This is a genomic window from Hymenobacter nitidus, from assembly GCF_020447315.1.
Taxonomy (GTDB): Bacteria; Bacteroidota; Bacteroidia; order Cytophagales; family Hymenobacteraceae; genus Hymenobacter; species Hymenobacter nitidus.
Genome location: NZ_JAJADQ010000004.1, coordinates 213,771 through 239,166 on the forward strand (window position 1 = coordinate 213,771; position 25,396 = coordinate 239,166).

At 61.5% G+C, this 25,396-nt stretch carries 21 protein-coding genes; 7 read left to right on the forward strand and 14 right to left on the reverse strand.

Annotated elements, in window-relative coordinates; all coding sequences use genetic code 11:
• Positions 1 to 111: 111 nt before the first annotated feature.
• Positions 112 to 1,356: an NAD(P)/FAD-dependent oxidoreductase gene (locus LGH70_RS09295; RefSeq protein ID WP_226184959.1), complete on the forward strand. Its 1,245-nt coding sequence runs from the start codon at positions 112 to 114 to the stop codon at positions 1,354 to 1,356.
• Between the two features lie 264 nt (positions 1,357 to 1,620).
• Here LGH70_RS09295 and LGH70_RS09300 read toward each other — a convergent pair whose 3' ends face one another.
• Entirely contained in the window at positions 1,621 to 2,394 is a 774-nt protein-coding gene (locus tag LGH70_RS09300) for a tetratricopeptide repeat protein (protein ID WP_226184960.1), read from the reverse strand.
• 181 nt (positions 2,395 to 2,575) lie between these two features.
• Positions 2,576 to 3,229, reverse strand: coding sequence for a tetratricopeptide repeat protein (locus tag LGH70_RS09305; RefSeq protein ID WP_226184961.1), 654 nt, complete (start codon positions 3,227 to 3,229; stop codon positions 2,576 to 2,578).
• Between the two features lie 231 nt (positions 3,230 to 3,460).
• Between LGH70_RS09305 and lpdA the strand changes: the two genes are divergently transcribed.
• On the forward strand, positions 3,461 to 4,855 hold the full coding sequence (gene lpdA, locus LGH70_RS09310; RefSeq protein ID WP_226184962.1) for a dihydrolipoyl dehydrogenase: 1,395 nt from the start codon (positions 3,461 to 3,463) through the stop codon (positions 4,853 to 4,855).
• Positions 4,856 to 4,927: 72 nt separating this feature from the next.
• Here lpdA and LGH70_RS09315 read toward each other — a convergent pair whose 3' ends face one another.
• Both LGH70_RS09315 and LGH70_RS09320 read right to left on the reverse strand, forming a co-directional pair.
• The gene (locus tag LGH70_RS09315) at positions 4,928 to 5,470 is read right to left on the reverse strand and encodes a hypothetical protein (protein ID WP_226184963.1); all 543 of its coding nucleotides are present in this window, start codon (positions 5,468 to 5,470) and stop codon (positions 4,928 to 4,930) included.
• Positions 5,471 to 5,519: 49 nt separating this feature from the next.
• A complete protein-coding gene (locus LGH70_RS09320; RefSeq protein WP_226184964.1) occupies positions 5,520 to 6,461 on the reverse strand; it encodes a DMT family transporter in 942 nt (313 codons plus the stop codon).
• Between the two features lie 133 nt (positions 6,462 to 6,594).
• Here LGH70_RS09320 and LGH70_RS09325 point away from each other — a divergent pair, with 133 nt between their 5' ends.
• The 3 genes from LGH70_RS09325 to LGH70_RS09335 all read left to right on the forward strand — a co-directional run bounded on the left by LGH70_RS09325 (position 6,595) and on the right by LGH70_RS09335 (position 11,015).
• Positions 6,595 to 7,929 (forward strand): replication-associated recombination protein A, encoded by a 1,335-nt coding sequence (locus LGH70_RS09325; RefSeq protein ID WP_226184965.1) that lies wholly within the window; start codon positions 6,595 to 6,597, stop codon positions 7,927 to 7,929.
• A 282-nt stretch (positions 7,930 to 8,211) separates the two neighbouring features.
• Positions 8,212 to 9,975, forward strand: coding sequence for a signal peptide peptidase SppA (sppA, locus tag LGH70_RS09330; RefSeq protein ID WP_226184966.1), 1,764 nt, complete (start codon positions 8,212 to 8,214; stop codon positions 9,973 to 9,975).
• Positions 9,976 to 10,196: 221 nt separating this feature from the next.
• Positions 10,197 to 11,015 carry a purine-nucleoside phosphorylase gene (locus tag LGH70_RS09335; protein WP_226184967.1) on the forward strand — a complete coding sequence of 273 codons (819 nt, stop codon included), beginning with the start codon at positions 10,197 to 10,199 and terminating at the stop codon, positions 11,013 to 11,015.
• 82 nt (positions 11,016 to 11,097) lie between these two features.
• On the opposite strand, the gene LGH70_RS09340 is transcribed toward LGH70_RS09335, so the two are convergent.
• The 4 genes from LGH70_RS09340 to LGH70_RS09355 all read right to left on the reverse strand — a co-directional run bounded on the left by LGH70_RS09340 (position 11,098) and on the right by LGH70_RS09355 (position 15,424).
• Positions 11,098 to 11,943, reverse strand: a complete 846-nt coding sequence (locus LGH70_RS09340) for a DUF4249 domain-containing protein (RefSeq protein WP_226184968.1) — start codon at positions 11,941 to 11,943, stop codon at positions 11,098 to 11,100.
• Between the two features lie 51 nt (positions 11,944 to 11,994).
• Positions 11,995 to 14,283 carry a TonB-dependent receptor gene (locus LGH70_RS09345; protein ID WP_226184969.1) on the reverse strand — a complete coding sequence of 763 codons (2,289 nt, stop codon included), beginning with the start codon at positions 14,281 to 14,283 and terminating at the stop codon, positions 11,995 to 11,997.
• Positions 14,284 to 14,512: 229 nt separating this feature from the next.
• Positions 14,513 to 14,818 (reverse strand): thioredoxin, encoded by a 306-nt coding sequence (gene trxA, locus LGH70_RS09350; protein ID WP_226184970.1) that lies wholly within the window; start codon positions 14,816 to 14,818, stop codon positions 14,513 to 14,515.
• Positions 14,819 to 14,977: 159 nt separating this feature from the next.
• Entirely contained in the window at positions 14,978 to 15,424 is a 447-nt protein-coding gene (locus LGH70_RS09355; protein WP_226184971.1) for a hypothetical protein, read from the reverse strand.
• A 452-nt stretch (positions 15,425 to 15,876) separates the two neighbouring features.
• On the opposite strand from LGH70_RS09355, the gene LGH70_RS09360 reads away from it, so the two are divergent.
• Positions 15,877 to 16,023, forward strand: a complete 147-nt coding sequence (locus LGH70_RS09360; RefSeq protein WP_226184972.1) for a hypothetical protein — start codon at positions 15,877 to 15,879, stop codon at positions 16,021 to 16,023.
• Between the two features lie 60 nt (positions 16,024 to 16,083).
• Entirely contained in the window at positions 16,084 to 17,160 is a 1,077-nt protein-coding gene (locus LGH70_RS09365; RefSeq protein WP_226184973.1) for a DUF6687 family protein, read from the forward strand.
• 4 nt (positions 17,161 to 17,164) lie between these two features.
• Here LGH70_RS09365 and LGH70_RS09370 read toward each other — a convergent pair whose 3' ends face one another.
• The 6 genes from LGH70_RS09370 to LGH70_RS09395 all read right to left on the reverse strand — a co-directional run bounded on the left by LGH70_RS09370 (position 17,165) and on the right by LGH70_RS09395 (position 25,113).
• Positions 17,165 to 20,602 carry an SbcC/MukB-like Walker B domain-containing protein gene (locus LGH70_RS09370; RefSeq protein WP_226184974.1) on the reverse strand — a complete coding sequence of 1,146 codons (3,438 nt, stop codon included), beginning with the start codon at positions 20,600 to 20,602 and terminating at the stop codon, positions 17,165 to 17,167.
• 55 nt (positions 20,603 to 20,657) lie between these two features.
• A complete protein-coding gene (locus LGH70_RS09375; RefSeq protein ID WP_226184975.1) occupies positions 20,658 to 20,954 on the reverse strand; it encodes a hypothetical protein in 297 nt (98 codons plus the stop codon).
• A gap of 12 nt (positions 20,955 to 20,966) precedes the next feature.
• Positions 20,967 to 22,208, reverse strand: a complete 1,242-nt coding sequence (locus tag LGH70_RS09380; RefSeq protein WP_226184976.1) for an exonuclease SbcCD subunit D C-terminal domain-containing protein — start codon at positions 22,206 to 22,208, stop codon at positions 20,967 to 20,969.
• Between the two features lie 93 nt (positions 22,209 to 22,301).
• Positions 22,302 to 22,625: a hypothetical protein gene (locus tag LGH70_RS09385; protein WP_226184977.1), complete on the reverse strand. Its 324-nt coding sequence runs from the start codon at positions 22,623 to 22,625 to the stop codon at positions 22,302 to 22,304.
• Positions 22,626 to 22,638: 13 nt separating this feature from the next.
• Positions 22,639 to 24,015 carry an MBL fold metallo-hydrolase gene (locus tag LGH70_RS09390; RefSeq protein WP_226184978.1) on the reverse strand — a complete coding sequence of 459 codons (1,377 nt, stop codon included), beginning with the start codon at positions 24,013 to 24,015 and terminating at the stop codon, positions 22,639 to 22,641.
• Between the two features lie 366 nt (positions 24,016 to 24,381).
• Complete coding sequence (locus tag LGH70_RS09395) at positions 24,382 to 25,113, reverse strand: hypothetical protein (RefSeq protein WP_226184979.1); 732 nt, start codon at positions 25,111 to 25,113, stop codon at positions 24,382 to 24,384.
• Positions 25,114 to 25,396 lie beyond the last annotated feature (283 nt).

Sequence of the window (25,396 nt, forward strand, 5' to 3'; positions counted from 1 at the left end):
ATCTGTCTGGCGCAGGCAAACATTCGTGCTACCAACAAAGCCACCATCTTCGTGTTGCCAATGGGCCTTCGCCAGCCAATACCTAAAAACGAACAACCAAAAACCAGCACTGTGCGCCACGTCGATATTTGTATTCTGGGAGCCGGACCGGGCGGCGCAACCGCCGCGCTTCACCTGGCCAAGGCGGGCCAGCCGGTGCTGCTGCTGGATAAAGCCGTTTTCCCGCGCGACAAAATCTGCGGCGACGGAATGAGTGGCAAGGTTATCAGCGAGCTAAAGCGCCTGGGTCCCGAGGTGCTCAGCCGCCTGTCGGCCTCCGCGGCCCAGATTCCGTCCTGGGGCATCGACTTTTTTGCCCCCAACGGCCGCCGCCTTTCCGTGCCGTTCAAGCCCAACTACAACGCCGCCACCGACGCGCCGGCCGGCCACGTTATCAAGCGCCTCGACTTCGACGACTTTCTGGTGCGGGAAGTGCGCCGCCAGCCGGCAATTGAGCTGCTGGAAGGCGTGGATATTGCCCGGCACGAGCGTAGCGCCGACGGCCGCTGGCTGCTGCATACGGCCACGGGCGAAACGGTGGCCTCGGCCAGAATTCTGCTGGTGGCCAATGGGGCGCAGTCGGCCTTTGCTCGCCAGATTGCGGGCCATGAGCTGGAGCCGGCGCACCACTGCGCCGGCGTGCGGGCCTACTACGAGGGCGTCACGGGCCTGAGTCCCGACAACTTCATTGAGCTGCACTTTATCAAAGACTTTCTGCCCGGCTACCTCTGGGTATTTCCTTTGCCCAATGGGCAGGCCAACGTGGGCGTTGGGATGCTGACCCAGGCTATATCGGCCAAAAAGGTGAACCTGCGCGAGAAGCTGGCCGAAATGCTCGACACCCACCCGGCGCTGCAGGAGCGGTTTCGCTCGGCCCGGCGGCTGGGGTCGGTGCGCGGGTTTGGCCTGCCGCTGGGCTCGAAGCGCCGCCCGATTTCCGGCGACGCCTACCTGCTGCTCGGCGACGCGGCCTCCCTCATCGACCCGTTCACGGGCGAAGGCATCAGCCACGCCATGGTCAGCGGGCGGCACGCGGCCGACTGGGCCACGCGCGCCCTGGCCGCCCACGATACCAGCGCCGCCTTCCTGAAGCAGTACGACGCGGCCGTGTACCGCCGCCTGGGCCAGGAGCTGCGCCTGAGCCACTGGCTGCAGCGGCTGCTGCAGTTTCCGGCCCTGTTCAACTTCGTGGCCAACCGGGCCGCCAACAACGCCACGCTGGCCGAAACCCTGTCCAGCATGTTTCTCGACCTAAACCTGCGCGAGCGGCTGCGCCAGCCGGGATTTTACGTCAAGCTGCTCTTCGGCGGGAAGTAGGCGGTAGTTGGCTGCTGATGGTTGCTTGTTGATTGTTTTTCGGCTGTCATCCGGAGCCCCACGAAGGACCTGCCTCACCCGAGTGAAAAGCGTCATGAAATGCAGAAAGCCCTTTCCTACACGCGGTAGGAAGGGCTTTCTACGTGGTAAAAGCTGTAGTGGAGTAGGAGAGGAAGTTCCTTCGCTTGATGCGCGGAATGCAAAAGCGTACGCCAGATGAAGGCTGACAGACCTAACAACTGCCAATCAACCATCAACCACGGCTTACTCCTTCCCAGCGTAGCGGCGCAGACTTTTGGCGGCTTCCGGGTTGAGCTGGGCGGCTTTTTCCAGGTCCATCTTGGCCTCTTTGGGCTTGCTGATGGATGAGTAGCTGATGCCCCGGTATTCCCAGGCGTCGGCGTAGGCACTATCCAGAGAAATGGCCTTGGTGAAATCCGGAATGGCACCTTTGAAGTTGAAGAGCTGCATTTTGGCCGCCCCCCGGCCGAAGAAAGCCTCCTTATCGTCGGGGCGGTACTTCAGGGCTTTGGAAAAGTCGCTGATGGCGGGCGTGTACTCCTTGAGCTTGAGGCGGGTCAGGCCGCGGTTGTAGTAGGCTTCGGCATTAGTCGGTTTCAGGCGCAGCACCGTGTTGTAGTCGGTCACGGCCTCGCGGTAGTCTTTCAGGTGGCTTTTGGCTTTGGCCCGCAGCAGCAGCGCCTCCGCGTCGCGGGGCTTGGCTTTCAGCGCCGCATCGGCCGTGCGGATATCAGCTTTGTAGTCGGCGTTGCTTTTGCGGGCGGCCGGCTCTACCACGGCCGTCGTCGCAGCGTTGGTCGTGGGGTCGGGCACCGTGGCGGGACTGGTAGTAGGCGCCGCAGCCATAGCCGGGGAAGCATCCGTCACGGCCGATGCCGTGGGCAGGCGCGGGGCCGACGACTCGGTGGAAACGGCCCGCCGGGAGCCGGGCGTATCGTTTTCGGCGGTGGAAGCGCACTGGGCGGTAAGCAGAACCGTAGCCAGGCCGGCTACTAAGTGGAGTAACAGGTTTTTCATTTCGTAAAAAGCAGAGCGTCAGAAGTAAGGGCGGCAGATAAACCGGTGTCAGCCAGTGGCCGGCTGCGGCTTTGGGCGCGCCCAGCGTGTAGACGTGAAGTCGGGGGAGAGGTTGCCCTTTTGCGCACAAAAAAAGCGCCCCGGCCAGAAGCCCGGGGCGCTAGGTGTTGTTGGCCAACTGCTACTTCTTGCTGGGGCGGTAGCGCTTCAGCGTCTTGGCGGCCTCCGGGTTCAGCGCCGCCGCCTTTTCCAGGTCCTGCACGGCCAGCGCATCCTGGCCCGCGTGCGAGTAGCACACGCCCCGGTACTCGTAGGCATCGGCGTTTTCGGGCTCCTGCTCAATGATTTTCCCGAAGTCCGGAATGGCGCCTTTAAAGTTGAGCAGCTTCATCTTGGCCACGCCCCGGTAGAGCAGGCTCGCCTTGTGCTGAGGGTCGGCCTTCAGAATCTTGGAGAAGTCGTTGATGGCCGGCTGAAACTTCTCCCCCCGCAGGTAGGCCGTGCCCCGCAGATACAGCCACTCCGCGTTGGCGGGCTGGGTGCGTAGCAGGGCCGTATAGTCGGCGGCGGCTTCCTCGTAGTTTTTTAGCTCCAGATGGGCCTGCGCCCGGCTCAGGCGGGCCTCGGCGTCCTTGGGCTTGGTTTTTAAAACGGCATCGGCGGCCTTGATGTGGGCTTTGTACTCGCTGTTAGCCAGGCGCTTGGCCGGGGCCGCCGGCGCGGCCGTCGTGCTGGCCGTCAGGGCCGGGGCTGTGGTAGCCGTGAAGGCCTGCTGCGCGTGTGCGGCCGGGAGCGCCAGGGCGCTGCAAAGAAGGAGGGTAGAAAAGTGTTTCATAGGGTTGTAGTGGAAGTAAGGTCGGGATGGAAAGGGCGAAAAAACGATTTTGGGGCAGCTTTTCGAGCCTGTTACCGTGAACCAAAGGCCGAGTGCGGGAAGACGGATTCGCTCCTTATCTTTACCGCACCATAACGAGCTGATAGAAGCCCGCTGGCAGGATCTTTAGGTACCACAAAGACGCGTTTTCCCGGTAAGGATAAAACAAATCTTTATTAAACACAAACTAATATGGCATTGCAATACGACCTGGTCGTTATCGGCAGCGGCCCCGGAGGCTACGTAGCTGCTATTCGGGCTTCCCAGCTCGGCTTGAAAGTAGGCGTGGTAGAGCGTGAGTCGCTCGGCGGTATCTGCCTCAACTGGGGCTGCATCCCCACCAAAGCCCTGCTCAAAACGGCTCAGGTGTATGAGTACCTCCAGCACGCTCAGGACTACGGCCTGAAAGTGGGGGAGACGGGCTTCGACTTCGAGGCCGTTATCAAGCGCAGCCGCGGCGTGGCCGACGGGATGAGCAAGGGCATCAACTTCCTGTTCAAGAAGAATAAGATCGAAACCGTATCGGGCGTAGGCAAGTTGCTGGCCCCCGGCAAGGTGGAAGTAACCAAGGAAGACGGCTCGAAAGAAACCGTGGAAGCCAAGCACATCATTCTGGCTACCGGAGCCCGCTCGCGCGAGCTGCCCGCGTTGCCGATTGACGGCAAGAAAATCATCGGTTACCGTCAGGCCATGACGCTGCCCGCCCTGCCCAAGCGTATGGTCGTGGTGGGCTCGGGCGCTATCGGTGTCGAGTTTGCCTACTTCTACCGCACCATGGGCACGGAGGTAACGGTGGTGGAATACCTGCCCCGCATCGTGCCGGTAGAGGACGAGGAAGTGTCGCGCCAGATGGAGAAATCCTTCAAGAAAATCGGCATCAATGTTATGACGTCGGCCGAGGTAACGAAGGTGGACACCAGCGGCGAAGGCTGCAACGTGACCATCAAAACGGCCAAAGGCGACCAGCAGATTGCCTGCGACGTGGTGCTGAGCGCTGCCGGCGTAGTAACGAACCTCGAAAACCTGGGCCTGGAAGAGCTGGGCATCAAGGTGGAGAAGGGCCGCATCATCGTAGACGACTACTACCAGAGCAACGTGCCCGGCATCTACGCCATTGGCGACATCGTGCCCGGCCCCGCGCTGGCCCACGTAGCTTCGGCCGAGGGCATTATCTGCGTCGAGCAGATTACCGGCCATCACCCCGAGCCGCTCAACTACCAGAACATTCCCGGCTGCACCTACGCCCAGCCCGAAATTGCCAGCGTCGGCCTCACCGAAAAGGAAGCCCGCGACAAAGGCCTCGACATTCTGGTGGGCAAGTTCCCCTTCTCGGCCTCGGGCAAAGCCTCGGCCGCCGGTGCCAAAGACGGCTTCGTGAAGGTTATCTTCGACAAGAAGTACGGCGAGTGGCTCGGTGCCCACATGATTGGCGCCAACGTCACGGAAATGATTGCCGAGGTAGTCGTGGCGCGCAAGCTCGAAACTACCGGCCACGAAATCATCAAGGCCGTGCACCCGCACCCCACGATGTCGGAGGCCGTGATGGAAGCTGCCGCCGCCGCCTACGGCGAGGTAATTCACTTGTAAGCTTCGACTTGTCAATTGTAAAAAAAGGCCCGCTGCAGCAATGCAGCGGGCCTTTTTTATTGGTACGCAACGCTACCGCCGAAGCTTGGCCAGACGCTCTTCCAGCACTGCATCCAAACGGGGCCATTCGGCGCGGTTGGCAAACGTATATTCCCGGTAGCAGCCCAGAAAGGCGGCGGTTTCCCGGGCTACCAGTTCCCGGGCTTCTTCGGTGGTAGCGGCGGCTTGCTCATAATCGGCGGCCAGGCCGTAAATACAGGCGGCTTCCTGCTCGGACGTAACCAGGGTACGGAGCTGGTAGAGCGAGGTCAGGGTGTTTTTCAGCGCCTGGGTCCCGCTGGCAAACTGCTGCTGCAGCCACGCCAGGGCCGGCCGCACCGGGAAGGAAGCTTCGGGAAAAGACTGCCGCAGATACTCCAGCAACCGGTGCTTTTCGGTGTGCAACAGCCGGTAGAGCGCTACGAAAAATGCATCGGGCTCCCCTTCGCGCAGCAGCACCTCATCCACCCAGTCACTGACGTCGCTGAGCGAAATTACCTCCAGCTGCAGGCCCAGACGGGTGTAAAATACGGCTTCGGCGACGGACAGATTACGGAATTCCTGGTCCAGGTTCATCGCTGTTCGGTGTAGCTACTCAGACTGAAGTGTAATGCCGACCTGCGCTCTAGTCCTGCACCGGCTCCAGCGGAATGGCGTCATCGGGGGCTACGGCGGCTTCCTTGGGCTTGCGGCTTACCAGAAACACGCCCCCGAAAATCAGGGCGGCTTGCAGGGCGCGGGCCCCGGTGAAGTGGTCTTTGCCCAGGGCCACGGCAATAAGCACGGCTAGAATGGGCTGCAGGTAAATATACACTCCCAGTAGGGCCGGCGAAGCATATTTCAGCGCCCAGTTGTTAAGCAGATAAGCCAGGATGGTCAGGCAAACCACCATATACACGATTTCGGCCCAGATGTAGAGCGGGAAGCTGCCGTAGTCGGCCGAGAGTACGCCGCGCCAGCCGAAGGGCACTGCCACCACCGCGCCCACCAAGAAAATACGGGCCAGCACCGTGAAGGGGTGATACTTACGCATCAGGGGCGTCACGAGCACCAGGTACACCCCAAACGCGGTGGCGTTGAGCAGGATAAAGATGTTGCCCAGCGTGGCATTAGGGTACACGATACTGCCCGCCTGCCGGCTCAGAATCACGGTGGCCGCCCCGATGCCGCCCAGGATAATGCCCAACACCCGCAGCAGCGTGATTTTCTCGCCCAGCAGCACGGCTGAGGCAATAACCACCACAATCGGGGCAATAGTCTGGAGTAGGGAGGCATTGATGGGCGAGGTGAAGTTCAGGCCCGAAAAGAACAGCAGCTGGTTGCCCCCGATACCGATGATGCCGCACAGAATAGCCCGGATGTTGTCGGCCCGGCCCGTGAGGCGGTCCTGGGGCGCGACCAGCCGGCTGACCAGGGCAAAGAACAGCGCCGCCCCCAGAATCCGCAGCGTCACGATGCCGAACGGGCCCATGTAGTGCGGCATCACGTCTTTGGACAGGCTATAGTTGGCCGCGTAAATCACGGCCACTATCAATAAAGCCGCGTGGACACGGAGAGAATTTTTCATCGGGAGCAAAGGTACGCCGGGTGCCGGCGCTTCGGAAGCCCAACAACCACGGCGGGGCCCGGTGGTTTTCGCGGGGCCGGTGGGTAACCGTAGCGCCGCCCCACGCCGTACCTTTAGAGCTCATTCCTTTCCTATGGCTACCGGCTCCCTTTTCGACTCCGAACCCTCCGCAACTCCCACCCGCCCGGCCGTGGCCGCCAACGCCCCGCTGGCCGAGCGGCGCCGTCCCCGCACCCTCGACGAGTACGCCGGGCAGCAGCATCTGGTGGGCCCTGAGGGCGTACTGCGCCGCTACCTCAGCGCCAAGCGCCTGCCTTCCCTGATTCTGTGGGGCCCGCCGGGCGTGGGCAAAACCACCCTGGCCCACCTGCTGGCCGAGGCCCTGGGCCAGCCGTTTGCGGCCCTGAGCGCCGTGAATGCCGGGGTGAAGGACGTGCGCGACGTGATTGAAAAAGCCCGGCGGCAGCGCGGCACGGTGCTGTTTATCGACGAGATTCACCGCTTCAGCAAGTCGCAGCAGGACGCGCTGCTGGGCGCCGTGGAGCAGGGCATCGTCACGCTGATCGGAGCCACCACCGAGAATCCGTCGTTCGAAGTTATTCCGGCCGTGCTCAGCCGGGCCCAGGTCTACGTGCTGGAGCCCCTGAGCAAGGACGTGCTGACCGACCTGGTGGATAAGGCCCTGGCCGAAGACGAGATTCTGAAGCAGAAAAAGGTGCGGGTGGCCGAGTACGGGGCCTTGCTGATGATTTCGGGCGGCGACGCACGCAAGCTGCTCAACTTGCTGGAAATCGTGGTCGAATCGAGCCGGCCGGATGCCAAAACCGGCGAAATCGTCATTACCGACGCCGTGGTGCAGCAGCTGGCCCAGCAAAACCTGGCCCGCTACGACAAGGGCGGCGAAATGCACTACGACGTCATTTCGGCCTTTATCAAAAGCATCCGCGGCTCCGACCCCAATGCGGCCCTCTACTGGCTGGCCGTGATGCTCGAAGGCGGCGAGGATGCCAAGTTCATTGCCCGCCGCCTGCTGATTCTGGCCTCCGAAGACGTGGGCAACGCCAACCCCAACGCCCTGATGCTGGCCCAGAGCTGCTTCCAGGCCGTCACGGTTATCGGCATGCCCGAATCCGACATCATCCTGGGGCAGACGGTGGTGTACCTGGCCACCTCACCCAAAAGCAACGCCAGCTACAAGGCTATCCGGGAGGCCCGGGCGCTGGTGCGGCAGCAGGGCGTGCAGCCGGTGCCCATTCCGCTGCGCAACGCGCCCACCAAGCTCATGAAAGAGCTGGGCTACGGCGACCAGTATCAATACTCCCACGATTACGCGGGCAGCTTCGCCTACCAGGAATTTATGCCCGCGGCCCTGAGCGGGACCGTATTCTACCACCCCGGCCAGAACCCCGCCGAGCACAAGATGCAGGAGCGCCTGCGCCAGTGGTGGGGCGAAAAGTATGGGTATTAAAGCCCACCAGTAGCGCGAACGTGGTAGTTCGCGTGGACCGCGCCGTTTGCCCCTCTGCAACGATAGTCGTTCTGGCACGCGAACTACACAGTTCGGGCTACTGGGCGGGGCACTTCTTCCTGTAGGCCCTGGTTCCGAAAGCGGGCAGGCCTAAAGTATCCGGCGGCGGCTTTCGTCAGCCAAACTACAAGCAACGCTGGCCTGCTTTTTCGCCTCTATGCAGGAGTGCCGAAAGGCTTCTACATTTGCCTTCTATCCAACCCGCTATTCCTTTCCTTCTTCATGAGACAATTTTTGAAATACGTGCTGGCAACCCTTACCGGGTTGGTGGTATTCGGGTTCGTGATTTTTCTGATCGGGCTGGGCCTGATTTTCGCGGCCGTCAGCGGCGACGGCTCCGTAACGGTAGCCAATGACTCGGTGCTGGAGCTCAAGCTCGACCGGCCGGTGTCGGAGCGCGAAAGCCGGGAGTCGTTTGCCGCCCTGTTTAGCTCCCAGGCCGACAACATCGGGCTGGATCAGCTGAAGCTGGCCATCCGCCGCGCCAAAAAGGACGACGATATCAAGGGCATTTTCCTGAATGTGGAGCTGGTACAGGCCGGCATGGCCTCGCTGGAGGAAATCCGCAACGAGCTGCTCGACTTTAAGAAGTCGGGCAAGTTCATCGTGGCCTACAACGACATTGCCTCCGAGAAAAGCTACTACCTGACTTCCGTGGCCGACAAGCTCTACCTGAACCCCCAGGGTACGCTCGAATTCAACGGCCTGAGCTCGGAGACCTTCTACTACAAAAACCTGTTCGAGAAAGCCGGCATCGAGCCTTACATCTTCCGGGTAGGCTCGTTTAAAAGCGCCGTGGAGCCGTATTTCCGCGACTCCATGTCGGACTCGGCCCGTTTGCAGACGTCCTCGTTCCTGAACTCGATTAACGACTACATGCTGCAGAACGTGGCCAAGTCCCGCGGCATGGGCGTGGCGCGCCTCAAGCAGATTTCCGACTCGATGCTGGTGCACAACGCCGACGACGCCAAGCGCCTCGGCCTGGTGACCAACCTGGGCTACTACGACCAGGCCCTGGACTACATGAAAGGTAAAATCGGGCTCGACCAGAAGAAAAAGCTCAGCCTGATCAGCCTCGGCGACTACCAGGATGCCGATGACAAGGACGGTGAAGGCAGCACCAGCGGCAACCGCATTGCCGTGATTTACGCCGACGGCGACATCGTGACCGGCAAGGGCGGCAACGACAACATCGGCAGCACCCGCTTTGCCGAAGCCATCCGCAAGGCCCGCCTCGACGACAACGTGAAGGCCGTGGTGCTGCGCGTGAACTCGCCCGGCGGCTCGTCTCTGGCCTCCGACATCATCTACCGCGAGGTTATCCTGACCAAGAAGGTGAAGCCCATCGTCTGCTCCATGTCGGACGTGGCGGCTTCGGGCGGCTACTTCATTGCCATGGCCTGCGACACCATCGTGGCTCACCCCAACACCATTACCGGCAGCATCGGCGTGTTTGGCGTGCTGCCCAACATCCAGCCCCTGCTACGCGACAAGCTCGGCATCACCACCGACCGGGTAACGACGGGCAAGTTCTCGGATTTGCCGACCATCACCCGCCCGCTCACCGCCTTCGAGCAGCAGCAGCTCCAAAAGGAGGTAGACCGGATTTACGCCGACTTTACTACCAAGGCTGCCAAAGGCCGCCGCATGCCCGTGGAGCGCCTGCGCCGCTTTGCCTCGGGCCGGGTGTGGTCGGGCACCGAAGCCAAGGCCCGCGGCCTGGTCGATGTGCTCGGCTCGTTTGACGATGCCCTGCGCATCGCGGCCCGCCGCGCCAACCTCAAGCAGGACGACTACCGGATTCAGCGCCTGCCGCGCCAGAAAAACATCGTGGAAAGCATGTTCAACACCACCAGCGAGGAAATCCGGCTGCGGCTGGTGAAAGCCGAAATGGGCCCGATGTACCCCGTCTACGAGCAGTACAAGAAGCTCTCGACCATGACCGGCGTGCAGGCCCGCCTGCCCTTCGAGCTGAACATTCAGTAGTCAGTCAGTCAGTCAGCCAACGAAAAGCCCGTCCGGTCGACTCCTGGTCAGCCGGACGGGCTTTTTGTTGTCAGCTTCGAATCTGTAACAATTGGGCCCGTAACAACTTAAAATTGTTACGGGCCCAATTGTTACAGATTCAATGGTGCCCTTCTCATATTCTACGCCCTGTTTGTTGCGAACTGCGACGTAGTAACTTGCCGCCCCAACCACCGTTCCTTATGCAAGACCTGCGCGAAGCCGCCGACTACATCCGCCAGCAGATTGGCGACTTTCAACCCGAATTCGGTATCATCCTGGGCACGGGCTTGGGGGCCCTCGTACACGATATTGAGGTGCAGCACAAGCTGCCCTACGCCAGCCTGCCGCACTTCCCGGTGTCGACGGTGGAAAGCCACTCGGGCAACCTGCTGGCCGGTACGCTGGCCGGGCGCCGGGTGCTGGTCATGCAGGGCCGCTTTCACTACTATGAGGGCTACTCGATGCCGCAGGTGGTATTTCCGGTGCGCGTAATGAAGCTGCTAGGCGTGCAGAAGCTCTTTGTCAGCAATGCCAGCGGTGGCCTCAACCCCGACTACAACTACGGCGACCTGATGCTAATTGAGGACCACATCAACCTGCAGCCGACCAACCCGCTGGTGGGCAAAAACCTCGACGAGCTGGGTCCGCGCTTCCCCGACATGCTGGAGCCCTACAACCTGGACCTACTGACCCAGGCCCGGGAAGTGGCCGCAAAGCTGGGCTTCGCTGATAAAGTGCGGCGCGGTGTGTACGCCAGCCTGCCCGGCCCCATGCTCGAAACGCCGGCCGAGTACCGCTACCTGCGCACCATCGGGGCCGATGCCGTGGGCATGAGCACCGTGCCCGAGGTCATTGCGGCCGTGCACATGGGCCTGCCCGTGCTGGCCGTGTCCGTCATCACCGACCTTTGCTCGCCGGGCAAGCTCAAGCGGGTGGAAATAACCGACATCCTGCGCGTGGCCGCCGAAGCCGAGCCCCGCCTGACGGCCCTGCTCAAAGCCGTGCTGGAGCAGCAGTAATCGACTGGTAAAGCAATAAAAAGGCCCGCAGAAGTTCTCTGCGGGCCTTTTTATTGTGCCAGGGTGGTTGTCTGAGTTGTGGCTACCGGATAATCACCTTGCGCCGGTCGTAGCTCAGGATGGTGAAAATACCCACGCCGCCTTCTACCGTCGAGCGGACGGCGGAGGGCTGGGCGAAGGGGTTGCCGTTGGCGTTCTGGGCATCGTCTACCGACCGCAGAAACTGGTAGTAGGGTTGGTCGAGGTGGTAGAGCGTGACGAGTAGCGTGTCGTTGGTGGAGTAGCGGTAGCTGGTACCCAGGGTCATCAGCTGGCCGTTGGTCAGGCGGTCATCCAGCTCAAAGTCCCGGTTTGGGTCGTTCGAAATGCTGTCCGTGTGAATCTGCATGCGGTAAAAGTCGGCCGTGGCGGCTTGGTCCTGAAACTTCACCAGCACGTAGGCCTTACGCTCCTCCGCCGACTTATCGTTGAATTTCCACTGCACCGTATCAATCGGCACGCGGGCGGGCATGGTGGCAGTGCCCGTGACGCGGCGGCCCTGGGTGTCGTACACTTCCAGCTTAAAGGTGTCGCCGGGCCGGGCTACCAGCGGGTTTTTGCCCTTGTGGGTGTAGAGCTTCTGGGTGAGCGTGTCGAGGCCGGGAGTGAAGCGAAACGCCTCCTTTTGCCCCGAGGGGTAGGTGAGCACCACGGCCACGTCGGTGAGCAGGGTGGGAGTGGGGCTACTCAGGTAGGGCACCGTTTCACTGACAGTGAGGCGCGGCACCACCCCGGGCTCCAGGTAGCACTCGACCACCAGCTGCGAAGGGCCGGCCGGCAGGTCCACATCAATATCCTTCTGCAGATTGCAGCCGCTAACGGTTAGGAGCACGGCCAGGGCCGCGGCGCCCAACCGAGCGGGCCGGGCAAGCAGAAAGCGTTGGATCAAAAGAAGAAGAGACGTCATTGAGGAAGAACAGCGCGGAGCCAACAGAAATGCTTAGAACTTAAAGTTATACGTCACCGACGGAATAACCGGGAACAGCGACACCTGCCGGGCCCGGAAGTTGGTTACGTCGCCGGTTTCCTTGTTGCGCACCTGCTCGAAGTAGATGAAGTAAGGGTTGCGCCGGTTGTAGGCGTTGTAGACCGAGAAGGTCAGGTCCGACTCGCCGCGCTTGGGCCGCAGCTTGTAGACCATGCCCAGGTCGAGGCGGTTGTAGGGCGCCATGCGGTAGGTGTTGCGGTCGGGGTAAATCGGCACGGCCGATACGTCGTCGCCGAACACATCCTGGAGCAGAAACCGGCCCTGGGGCAGGGTAGTCGGGGCCCCGGAGGTAAAGACGAACGAGCCGGTCAGGTTGATACGCTCATTGAGCTTGTGCAGCACTACCACCGTCAGATTGTGGCGCCGGTCGTAGGTAGGGAAGAATTCCTTGCCGTTGTTGATGCCGGTGCCGCCGCGCTGGGCCGGAAACCGCCGCTTGGTCCAGGCCAGGGAATAGCCCACCCAGCCTGTGGTGCGGCCGGTTTTCTTTTCCAGGTACAGCTCGTTGCCGTAGGCCCAGCCCTTGCCGAACAGAAACTCGGCGTCCAGGTCCTCGTTGGCAAACAGCTGGGCTCCGTCGCGGAAGTCCACCTGGTTTTGGGCCCACTTGTAGTACACCTCGTTGGTAAGCAGGTAGTTGCCCTGGCCCAGCAAAAAGCTCACGCCGGTAGCCACCTGCTGGGAGCGTTGGGGCTTCACGTTCAGGCGCGAGGGGTACCAGATGTCCGTCGGCAGGGAGGCGCCCGAGTTGGTCACCAGATGCACGTACTGGTACATCATGGCGTAGCTGGCCTTCAGCGAGGTTTTGGGCGTGAGCGAGTAGCGCACGGCCCCGCGCGGCTCCAGGGCCGCAAACCGGTCGGAGCCACTCTGGAAGCCAGTCAGGCGCAGGCCGTAGTCCAGCTGCACCTTGTCGTTTACCTTGAAGTTGTCGGAGCCGTACAATGAGGCTTCCTGGCCCTTGTACACGATTTCGGAGCCGATATTCAGGCTGCCGTCGGTGCTGTTGGCCGAGAGGCGTCCCACGTTGAAGCGGTGGGCCGTGGCACTCACGCCCAGCTTGAGCGTATGCCGGTCGTTGGCGATGTAGTCGAGGTCGGAGCGCAGGGCGTAATCCTGGATTTCCGACGACAGGCTGAAGCCGAACTGGTCGAGGCGGTTGGCAATCTGGTACTGGTAGGCCGTACTCGATATAGTCGTGTTCAGGAACAGCTTGGGGGAGAAAACGTGGTTCCAGCGTGCGGTGCCCACGGTGTTGCCCCAGGTGAAGTCGAAGTTAAAGCCGCCGGTGCTGTTGAAGCCAAAAACGTCGCGGCCGTAGTAGCCGGTCAGGAAAATCTGGTCTTTCTCCCCGAGCTTGTAGTTGGCCTTGGCGTTGAAATCGTAGAAATAGTAGTCGGGAATGGGGCTGTAGTCCTCCGTGTCCTTGTTCAGCTTGTTGATCTGGCGCGTAAAGACGTCGAAGTAGGTGCGCCGCCCCGACAGCACGAAGGAGCCCTTGTCTTTCACGATAGGACCTTCCACCGTCAGGCGCGAGGAAATCAGGCCCAGGCCGCCGCTCACCCCGAACTTCTGGGGGTTGCCGTCCCGCATCTTCACATCCACCACCGACGACAGCCGGCCGCCGTACTGGGCCGGAAAGCCGCCTTTGTAGAGGTCCACGCTTTGCACGGCATCGGCATTGAACACCGAGAACAGGCCGAAGAGGTGCGAGGGGTTGTACACCACCGCGTCGTCAATCAAGAACAGGTTCTGGTCGGCCGAGCCGCCGCGCACAAACAGGCCGCTGGTGCCCTCACCGCCGTTCTGCACGCCGGGCTTCAGCTGCAGGGTCTTGAGCAAATCGACTTCCCCAAACAAGGCCGGCAGCAGCTTCGCGTCGCGGGCGTTGAGGTGCTCCACGCTCATCTGGGTGGTTTGCAGCTTCTGCTCCAGCGTGCCGGTGCCCTCAATCACGACTTCGCCCAGCTCGTTGCTGGCTTCGGGCAAGCTAAAAGAAATCCGCTGGGAGCGGGTCACGTTCAGCTCCCGGGTCTGGGTCTGATAGCCGATAAAGGAAATAGCCAGCTGGTAGCGGCCCTCGGGCAGGGTCAGGGAATAAAAGCCTTCGGCATCGGCCGTGACGCCCGTGCCCAGCGCGGGCACGGCCACGGAAGCACCCGGCAGAATGCTGCGGTCGGCCACCGAGCGGACGTAGCCACTGAGGGTAAAGCGCTGCTGGGCCTGCAACCCAAGGGGCAAGACGCTGAGTAAAAGGAAGAAGCTAAATCGAAGCGTCGAGAGGTATAATCGCATTGAGGCAAACAGTACAAGCTAACACAAAGGTAGTCAGCTTAGCCTGCCAAACCCCGAACAAACCCGGATAGTTTAGGACTACTACCTGTAGGAGAGTTAATTACCCAAGCGCCACTGTTGGCACCGCGGCTACACCCTCCCGAATAGAGTCCGAAACTGCGGCAAAGGTTGCCTGCTACAGGTAGCCCTGCACCGTTTGGCTGAGCTGCTGGGCCGGCACCACTCCCGACTGCCGCCACACCGGCTGGCCTTTATGAAACAGAATCAGCGTAGGAATGCCCTGCACCCGGAACTGCTGGGCCACGGCGGGGTTCTTGTCCACATCAATCTTGATGACCTTGAGCTTGCCCTGGTGCTGGGAAGCTACCTGCTCCAGAATCGGGGCCATGGTTTTGCAGGGGCCGCACCAGTCGGCATAAAAGTCGACCAGCACCGGCATGCCGGGGCTGTTGATTAGCTCGCTGAAGGATTTCTTGGGCATGACGACAGGAAGTTAGAAATGAAGATGAACGGCGCGAAGCCGTTGCCAGGGCCTTATACGGAGCTGTGCGCCTGAAGGCCCCGGCTAAAACAAGAAAAGCCTGCCGTTGACGAGCAACGGCAGGCTTTTGAACAGATAAGCAGGGCGAAGCCGGACGCTTTAGCGCTTGTCGACCACAGTCACGTCGTTGCCGACCTCGGGGAAGTTGAAGCGGCCGCCCACTACTTTCTTGCCGGCTACCTGGCATTCCCAGGTGTAGCGGCCGGGGGTGCCTTTAGCGGCTTCGCCCGATTCGGTCTGGAAGTAATCCGGGTCGGAGGGCTCAGAGGGGAAAACCACGTCGATGCCGTTCTGCCCCTTGGCAATCTGCTTCACCAGAATGTATTCCTTGCCCGTAGTCTGGCTGGTGACCACGAAGCGGGCCGTATAGGCCCCGAGCTGGCCGAATTTGTCCATGACGCCCATCTTAATGTAGCCGTCGGTTGATACGAGCCAGGTTTGGGCGCGCGAAGCCGTGGGAGTCAATACCATCAAGGCTAGCACCAGGCCGGCTGCGCGGAGCAGGTGCGAAAGGCGAAGTGAAGAACGGTGAGTAAAGTCACGCATGTGTGTATGGAAAAAGGGTTAGTGTGCTGAACAAAACAGGTGGTAAATAGGATTTAAACAGTAAAAGCATTGAAAATAAGCAGTGCCATAAAAGACTGTAAAAGCAGCTAATTGACAGCGCTGGACTGAGTTTACCCCATACCCGCAATCAAATATAGAATTAAATTGAATGCAGATGCAACATCTTTTTTTATTTCTCGTCGTTGGCCAGTTTATAAAAAGCGTGCCAGATAGTATTTTTGCAACGTATTGCTCCTCTATGTCTTATGGGAAGGCGGCGTAGCAAGCAGCAAAGTTCCTGGATAGCACCCGCCAGCAAATCAGACCAAGAGCCTTGCTGTGAGCTCTGTCAGCGCCAGGTGGGGGCGGTGTCGCGCCACCATTTGGTACCCCGGGAAGAGGGTGGAAAATTCGGGCCGACGGTAGCCCTGTGCCAGCCCTGCCACAGCACCGTGCATTTGGTATTTTCCAACCGTGAGCTGGCCCGCCGCTACGCCACGGTCGAAGCCCTGCAGGCAGCACCCGAGCTGCAGAAGTACCTGCACTGGGTGCGCCGTAGCCGGGTAGAGCGAATTGCCAACCGGCGCCGCCGGGAGTAGGCACTACCCGAACGGGCGACTAGCTTTGCGGTGCTTCTCCGCTGTTACCCCCGCTGCCCTATGCCTCGTCAGTTTGTTCCGTTTCAGACCCTGCGCCGCCAGCCTACCATCGTCGTCGACAGCACCGCCAACGGCGCCGCGCTGGTGCTGGCCCACTGGCGCGGCGCCCCCACGCCGGCGTCCCTGCGCGACGACACCAGCGCCGGCTCGGTACTGCGCGCCCTGCGCCACCCCGATACGCCGGGCCTGAGTGCCCAGGCCGTCACGGCCAATCATTTTGATGTCGACGGATTTATTGGGGTTTGGAGCCTGCTGTATCCGGAGCTGGCTCTGGCCCACGAGCCAGTGCTACGCCAAGCGGCCCTGCTCGGCGACTTCCGGGAGTGGAACTGGCACGACCCGCTGGCCGACCACGCCTTAAGGCTGGTGTGCTGGCTTAATGCCAAGGAAAAGGAGCTGTTTTATCCGCCTTTCGGCGCGCCGGTGCTGCGCCGCCGCGAAGACGAAGCCAGCATTGAGAAGTTCGAGTGGTTTCTGCCGCGCTTCGCCGAAATTCTGCTGAACCCGGAAAGCGGGCGGGCCGCCTGGGAGCCGGAATATGCGCGGGTGCAGCAAGCCGCCGCCCTTATGCAAAGCCCCGCGACGACGCTGACCCGCTACCCGGCGCTGGGGTTGGTGGTCGTGCGCACGCCCGAGCCCTTGCCGTACTACGGCTTGTTTGGCCCCACCACTGGCTCCGACATTGTATTGAGCATCTACGACGGGCAGCGCTACGAGCTGGAATACAAGTACACCACCTGGATAGACCTGGAGTCGCGCCCCACGCTGCCCCGCCTGCCCCTCGACGCCTTGGCCGCGCACCTGAATGCCCTGGAGCAGAGCCCGCGCCGCTGGAGCTTCGACGGCATCACCGACACGGGGCCGCTGCTGCGCCTTGCGGGCAATACCCTGAAGAAGGCCGAGCGGTACGCCGACCCCGACCAGCGCCCGATTTATCCATCCTCTATTGCTCCCGATGCGCTGGAGCAGATCGTAGTAGAATTCCTACGGCAGGGGTACACCCAGATTCAGCCCCGCCGCTACTGGACGTGGGCTGAAATCAGAACGGCCGGGCAGCCGCTGCGCGTAGCCGAATAGGTTGCTATTCTATCTCCACGCCGAACCCGACGACGCGCAGCGAACTGACGCCGCCCGCGCCCTTGCGTACGCTGATCTGGGTGCTCACGCGCTCCTTCAGGGCCTCCACGTGGGAAATGATGCCGATGGTTTTGCCCGTGCCCTGCAGGGTTTCCAGCGCTGAGAGGGCCACTTCCAGCGTGTCGGGGTCGAGCGTGCCGAAGCCTTCGTCGATAAACAGCGTGTCGATCTGGGTTTTACGGCCAGCCAGCTCCGAGAGACCCAGCGCCAGCGCCAGGCTCACCAGGAAGCTCTCCCCACCCGACAGTGAGTTCATCGAGCGGCTGTTACCGGCCTGATACTCATCTACGATCAGCAAATCGAGGTGCTCCTCGGGGTTGCGCATAATACGGTAGCGGTCGGTGAGGCGGTGCAGGTGGCGGTTGGCCAGCTCTACGAGGCGGGCCAGGGTGAGGCCCTGGGCAAACTCGCTGAACTTTTTGCCGTCGGCCGAGCCAATGAGGTCGGCCAGCTGCCGCCAACGGCGAGCTTCCTGCTGCTGCTTTTCCAGCTGCTGGGCCAGCTCGGCGTGGCGCTCCAGGCCCCGGTGGTGGTCGAGCAGGCGCTGCTGGCGCTGGCCCAGCTGCTGGTTGAGCCCGGCGAGCAGCTCGGTGGTAGCGCGCAGCTGCTGGCTGACGGTTTCGGCCGGCTCGGTGGTCAGGTTCCGGGTTTGCTCCTGCTGAAACTGCTGGGCCGCTTCGGTCAGGCTTTGCTGGGTGGTGGCCACGGCCCGCTCGTGGGTCTGGAGCTGGTCGGCCAGGCGGCGCACTTCAGTATCGGGCAGCAGCAGGGCGGCCAGGGCAGCCGGGTCGGGCGCCAGGCCGGCGGTTTGCAGCTCGGCTACCAGGGCTGCGTGCTGCTGCTCATGCTCCTGGTGCTGGCGCTTGGCGTCCTGCTCGCCTTTGCGCAGACTTTCGGTGGCGACCTGCAAGGCCGTTTCCCTGGTTTTCTGCGTTTCCGCCGATTTTTCCAGCTGCTGCGTGGCCTGCTCTACCGCCGTGGCCAGTTCCCGCAGAGCCGCCGCTACGTTGGTGCCGGCAAAAAGCTCGTGGCGCTGCTGCTTGTGCTGCTGAATAGCGGCGTGCTGATTCAGCAGCTCTTGCTTGTGGGCGCGGAGCTTGGTTTGCAGCCGTTCCCGCTCTTCCTCCGTCTTCTCGAACGTGGCGCTGATGCCGCTCAATTCCTGCTGGGCTTTGTTTTGCTCCTGCTGCTTGCGGCTGAATTCGGCCGCCCGCTTGCTGGCCGATTCCATAATGGCCCGGCCGTTCTGGTCGGTAAATTCCAGGCCGAAGTTGTGCAGCATGCTCACGATAATGCCCCGCACGGTGGGTACCCGCTCCTCGGCGTCGCGCAGCTGCTCACTGAGCTTGTGCATATCCTGGGCGTAGGCTTCCTGTTGCTGGGTCGCGCTGGTTTGCTGGCTGCTGGCCTGGGCGAGCTGCACTTCCAGGGCGGCCCGCTGCCGCTCCTGCTCCTGCAGCAGCTTTACCAGCGCCCGGGCCTGCTCCCCAACCAGGGGTTCCTCCGTTTCAGGCAGCAGCTGAACCGGTTCCTCCAACCCGATTTCCGGGTCGCCGCTGGTTTGCTCCAGCATGGTTACGTAAGTATTCAGGCGGTTGAAGCGGGTGCCCAGGGCGCGCACGCGCTGCCCAAGTTCCTCTTCCCGCTCCGTGTCGCGCCGCACCGAATCCTGGCTGATGCCCAGCACGCCCGATAAGAACGGGTGCTCAAGGGCGCCGCACACGGGGCAGGGCTCACCGGCTACCAACAGCTGGCGCGTGCCCTCGTGCGATAATACCAGCTGCTGCATCTGCAGGCTGCGGCGCAAATCATCATGGTGCTGCTGCTGGGTTTCCTGTTCTTTCTGCAGCGCCGCTACCTGGTGGCGCAGGCGGCGCAGCCACTGGTTTCGGTCGGCCGTAGCCGCCAACTGCCGGGTAGCCAGGTCGGCTAGCTGCTGCTGGGCACTGGCGGCAGCCTGCTGAAACTTGGTCACGGCGGCCTCGGCCTGCTGATGGCGCAGGTGGGCCTCCTGACGCCGCAGCCGCAGCTGGCCCAGCTCCGAAGTCAGGTGCTCCCAGTCTTGGATATTGGCCGACAGCTCGGGTAATACCTCGGCCAGCTCTTTTACGTTGGCATTGATTTCCAGCCACTTGCTCAGCTCTTTCAGCTGGGCCTGCAGCTCACGCAGCCGCGTAGCGGCCTGCTCGGCACTGGCTTTGAGCTGCTTACACTGCTCATTATTGGCGTCATATTCCTGCTTGCCCTTCTGCAGCTGGGCTTCCTCCAGCTGAATAACGGTATCGAGCTTTTCGGCCTCGCGCAGGCGGGGCTCCTGCTGGTGCTGGTCTTCGGTGGCCGCGTCGCGCACTTGTTGGGCCTGCTGCCGGGCTTGGCGGGCGGCTGCAAACTGCTCCTGAAGCTGCGGCAGCGCGTTTTTTAGCTGCTCTGCTTCCCGCTGCAGCCGCTGAATCTGGGTTTGGGCCTGCTGCAGCAGCGCCCAGGGTGTGCGGAAGGGCAGGGCCTGCTCGTGCTGGTTCACGCGCTGCCGGATGGGCGTCAGCGTCTCGGCTTCCTGGGCCAGGGAGAGCAGGCGCTGCTGGCCGTGCTGCTGGCGGGCCGTCAGCTCTTCCAGGCGCCGCAGCCAGGTCTGGGCCTCGCTCAGGCGCTGCTGCTCCTGGGTAGCGGTGCTGAGCTGGGTCTGGAACTCGGCTGCTTCGGCATCGAGAGCGGCTACTTCCTCGGCGCTGAGCAGGGTGACGCCCGCCAGGCCGGCGCGCAGCACGTCGACCTGCTGGGCTTCCTGCTTGGCTTTGTCGAAGGCGGCGCGCGAAATGTCGGAGTACTTGCGCGTGTCGGTAATCTTCTCCAGCAGCTGGGCCCGCTCGCCCGGGCTCGACTTCAGGAACTTGGTAAACTCGCCCTGGGCCAGCAATACGGAGCGCAGAAACTGCCGGTATTCCAGGCCGCTCAGCTCGGCCACCCGGACTGGCACCTTCATCTTGTAGGTTTCCAGAAACGGCCACGTTTCCTCGCCGTCAGCAGCAATTTGCCGCTCGCTCAGCTCCATTTTGGGGGGCTGCAGGTTGCCTTCCGGCCGCTTGCGGGCCCGGTACTGGCCCCACTTCGAGCGGTAGTGCTTGTCGTTGACCTGGAACTCGACTTCGGCCCAGCTTTCCCCCGTGCCGTGGCTCATCACCTGCTCGGGGCCGCTGCCGTCGTGGCGCGGCACCTGCCCGTAGAGGGCCAGCGTAATAGCGTCCAGAATGGTGGTTTTGCCCGCGCCGGTGGGGCCGGTAATAGCAAACAAACCCGCATCGGACAGGGGAGAAGCCGCAAAATCGACTTCATGCTGCCCGCGCAGGGAGTTCAGGTTAAAAAAACGGACGCGGAGAATTTTCATGCGGGTAAGCTAGGCCGGGAAAAGGCGGAGAAAGTATGCTTGGAGACGGGCAAGGCTAGTTTGGTTGGCGGATCAGGTTCCAGTATTCGTCGCGTGCATCCTCGTCGATGGCCACGGGCTGATTTCCAAAAAGCCGGTCGGTACCATCCTTTTTACAGCCCGAAATCCAGTATTCGGCCCCTGACTCCTCATCGAAGTAGTTGCCGTAAAGCTTCTCGCTGCCGCCTCGGAGAAATAACCGGCCCTGGTAACGGATGCCCAGGCCGCTTTTGGTAAACGTAACCCGGCCAATGCGAGCTTCCCCACTCAGCTCGCCGGTTTTGCACTCCATGTACATGATTCTGCTTTTCATCGGGCCAGTTGATTATGAGCGTTCCTGCTGCATCCATTCCAGCAACTCGTCAAACGCCTCCTGCAGCTCGGCGCGGCTGGCTTCGGGCTCGTTTTCCAGGCGCCGCTCAAACACCTGGCGCTCGGTAAAGTCGTCGAGGCTGGGCGTGAGAGGCTCGTCGTCGGCCTCCGCGCCCAGGGCCCGTAGCTTCACGAGGCGGAAGTGGCGGCGGGCCAGCACCTCAATGTGCTGCCGGTTGAGCTGCTCGATGGTTTTGAGCAACTGCTCGGCCACTTCCAGCTGGGTCAGCTCCGAGCGAACTTCCACATCGACCCAGGCCGGCAGCAGAAAGCCCGTGTTGTCGTAGGCTTCCAGGCTGGCAATAACTTCATCCAAAGCCCCATGAAACCGGGCCAGCCGCCGCGTGCCCGGCACCGGCAGGGCTTCCAGGCTGTGCAGCTTGCCCTGGGCAAAGTCGAGCAGCAGAATTTCCTTGGGGTGGTCAACCTCCGAAAACGAGAGTGGAATGGGCGAGCCGCTGTAGCGGATATGCTCCCGGCCGCCCACGCGCTGCGGCCGGTGCAAATGGCCCAGTGCCACGTAGTCGAAAATGGCGGGGAAGTGGTCGGCCGTCACCTGACCCAGGTTGCCCACGTGAATAGTGCGCTCCGAATCGGAGGGGGCGGCGCCGGCCGCGTAAAGGTGGCCGGTAGCCAGCACCGGCAGCCCCATATCCTTGAGCTGCCACACCCGCTCAATCTCCGAAACCCGGGCGTAGTGGTCGGCTATGCCCTGCTTAATGCGGGCTTCGCGTTCCTCCGCCGACTCGCCGGGCACAGAGAGGCGCACGTCCCGGTCGCGCAGGAAGGGCACGGCGCACACCACTAGGCCGGGCTGGCCGGCGGCATCGTCGAGCACCAGTACCTGGTCGTCGAAGCACTCGGGCACGCAGCCCACCACGTGCACGCGCAGGTGGCGCAGCAGGCGGGCCGGGGCATTCAGCGTGGCCGGCGAGTCGTGGTTGCCGCCCACCACTACGATGTCCCGGCAGCCGGTGCCGCGCATGTTCAGCAGAAACGAGTAGTACAGCTCCAGCGCTTGGTTGGACGGGGAGCCGGTATCGAACACGTCGCCGGCCACGACCAGGACTTCTATCCGCTGCTCGCGCACCACATCCACCAGCCACTCCAGAAAGTAGCGGTGCTCGTCGGTTCGTTCGTGGCCGCTGATAAAGCGTTGGCCCAGGTGCCAATCGGCAGTGTGTAATACGCGCATCTACAGTATTCTGGGTGAGAGTAGCTTACAAAAATAAGCCGTTCCAGTAAGCTTATGCTAACTGAAACGGCTCATCCAATGGTTCAAAGACGCTTACAGCAGAATATGTTCTATGAGCGAGAAGTAATAAACTTGATTCATGGTAAGGCGACACACTTCTTTGCTAACACTTTCTCCCTGTGCCCTTCTGAAAAAGTAGGGGAGTATCTCGTTGAATTTCTTGAAGGATAATCTTCTTCGCAAAGTCAGGATACTTGAAGGACTATTTTGGGAAGCAGAAGTAACCCATATAAGATCAAGCTCACGATTTACAGCAAACCACACTGGCTGCTTTTTGGTAATCGGTACCGTATGAAGCTCTCGGCCATCAGCAGGAATGGCATCCAAAATCTTCCTCCAGGCTTGCTGACTGTCCATAGAGGTGATTACGCTAGTGTACCGCCTGCTTCTGAAAATCAGTAATGGCGTCGCTCAGATCATAGATCTGGGCGCTGGGCAGGGCGGCTTCCAAGATGCTGCTGCCCGCGGCCGAACGGTAGCCGCCGGCGCAATGCACCAGAATGGGCTTATCGGTCGGCACCTCGTGGGCGCGCTCCCGCAACTCGGGCAGCGGAATCACCAGGGCATCGGCAAAGACGGGCTGTTTGGCCTCGGTGTAGTTGCGGATGTCGACGATGGTAAAGTCCTCGGGCCGCTCGCGCACGTGCTCCACATTGGCCACCGGGCTGGTGGCGGGCAGCACTGCGGGCGTCAGCAAGGCGCCTTTGATATTCGCCTCGTAGCCGATTTTAGCCGTTTTGCGAATTACCGTGTCCAGGGCAATCTGCGAGTCGGCAATGAGGTAGAACGGCTCGTTGGGTCCCACGACTGAGCCCAGCCACGTTTCAAACTTGCCACCATCCTGCAGATTGATAGCGCCGGGTACGTGGCCCTGCTTGAATTCGGCCTGCGGGCGGGTATCAATAACGACCACACCGTTTTCCAGGGCGGCGCTGGGCTGCACGCGCGGCACGGCCCGCACGCTGTCCTCGAAGGGTAGCGCGCCCTGCTTGTTTAGCTGCACGTCGTGGCCGAAGTATTTGGGTACGAAGGGCTGGTCTTCGAGCAGCACTTTCACGAACTCCTGCTCGCTCATGGGCTGCAGGGCGTAGTTGGTTTTCAGCTCCTTGCCAATGGTGCTGTCCAGGTCGGTGCTGGTGGTTTTGCCGCAGAGGCTGCCGGGGCCGTGGGCCGGGTAAACCCGCGTGGTGGCGGGCAGGGTCATCAGTTTGTTGCGGGTGCTGTGGTACATCTGGGCGGCCAGCTCCTCGCGCTTATGGCCGCCTACCAGCTCATTTTCGCGCAGGTCGGGCCGGCCTACGTCGCCCACGAAGAGGGTGTCGCCGGTAAATACGGCCCGCGTCTGGGCCATGTCATCGATGAGCAGGATGGAAATGCTGTCGGGCGAGTGACCCGGGGTGTTGATGGCGTGCAGCTCCACGCTGCCCAGCGTAATACGGTCACCGTCGTCGAAGGGCCGGTGGGGGTAGCTGGCCAGCACCAGCTTGCTGCAATAAATAAAGGCGTCGGTTTCCTGTGCTATTTCCAGGTGCGACGACACAAAATCAGCGTGCGGGTGCGTTTCAATAACGGCGACGATGTTAGCCTCGTGCTCGTCGGCGAAATCGTAGTACTGCTGCGGGTCGCGGGCCGGGTCGATGATGGCCACCTGGCGGCCGCAACGGATAGCGTAGCTGGCGTGGGCCAGTCCCTTGTCATAGAATTGCTGAATCTGTACCGACGCGGTACTACTGGGAAGGGGACTCATGGGGTGTACGGTTGGTGGACGCCGGGCTTTGGGAAGCTAGCGAATAGGTCAAATATAACAAACAGCGCCGGGAAATATGGGTTCGGCCGCGGCTAAATAGTTACGCAGGATGCTGCTCCCGAGCCCAGGGGAATTTCTGGAACGGCCCCTGCCTTGCTAGCCATTCGCCAAGCAGGGTAGGGGCGGCCCGCTCACGGGGGCACTGCGTAGGTGGCCACTGCGGTTGTTGTTCAGCTCAGGGCTGCAAGCTTTTGCCTGAATTAGCTGCGGTATAGACGCAAAAAGGGAGGCCCGAGAGCCTCCCTTTTGTAACTGGTGGTAATGCCAAAGGCTTGGCGGCCTCAACGCATACCGGAGTTGATGCGCTTAGCGCTGGCCCCGACGCATACCGGGCTTGATGAGTTTGCCGTTACCGTTGCCATTACCATTGTTACCTCTGCCACCACCGCGGCCATTGAGGTAAGAGTCGCGGTTGCTTTGGTAGGTCGTAAACTGCTCAGGGCTAAGAGCTGCCTTGACCACGTTGTCAAACTGAGCGGTAGCAGCGGCTAGCAGAGCCTGGTCGTTGGTTTGCTGGGCCGTCGTCCGGTCCCGGACATACGTCTCGGCACCCTGGCGGATAGCGTCGCGCTGGCCGTTGTTCAGGCCGCCAAAAGCCTGCTCGAAGCGGTTACTGATGGTGGCTGCTGTCGTCGAGCCATTAGCCGGCTGGGCCGAAGCCGGCCGCTGACCTCTACCGGTCAGATAAAAGTCTTTGCCCGCCAAGTACTGGTCGTATTGAGCGGGAGCCAGAGCCGATTGCGCCACCCGGTCGAACTGCGCGGTAGCCGCGGCTAGCAGGGCCTGGTTATTAGTTTGCTGGGCCGTGCGGCTGTCGCGGGCGTAACTTTCGGCACCCTGGCGCAGGGCATCGCGCTGACCGTTGTTCAGGCCGCCGAGGCTGCGCTCGATGCGGGTTACGATAGCCGAAGCTTCTTCGCTAATTGTCCGGTCGCCTTGCAGCACCGTGGCCGGAGCCGAGGCAAAAGAAGGTACGAGAGCTACACTATTGAGGGCAAAGGCAACTACACAGCTGGCCAGAATTTGATTAGTTTTCATGAGAAAGGGAAGTGGTCGAGAAGAGGTTTTTATCATGTTCTTTTTGGCCATTGTCCAAAAGCATGCCAAGAAAGAACAAGCACCAAATGAAGTACGCCCATACGAATTCCACGCACCCAAAGGTTGGGTTTGTTTTACGGTAGCGTTTTCGGCCGGCCCAAAACGCGGCTGGCTGATACGGTGCCCGTGGTTTTGCGGTTGGTGCAACTAATGCGCGAGGTGCTGCTCTTTGCCTAAAGAGTGCCGATTATCGCCTATATTCGGGCCAGGCGAAGCGTATTCG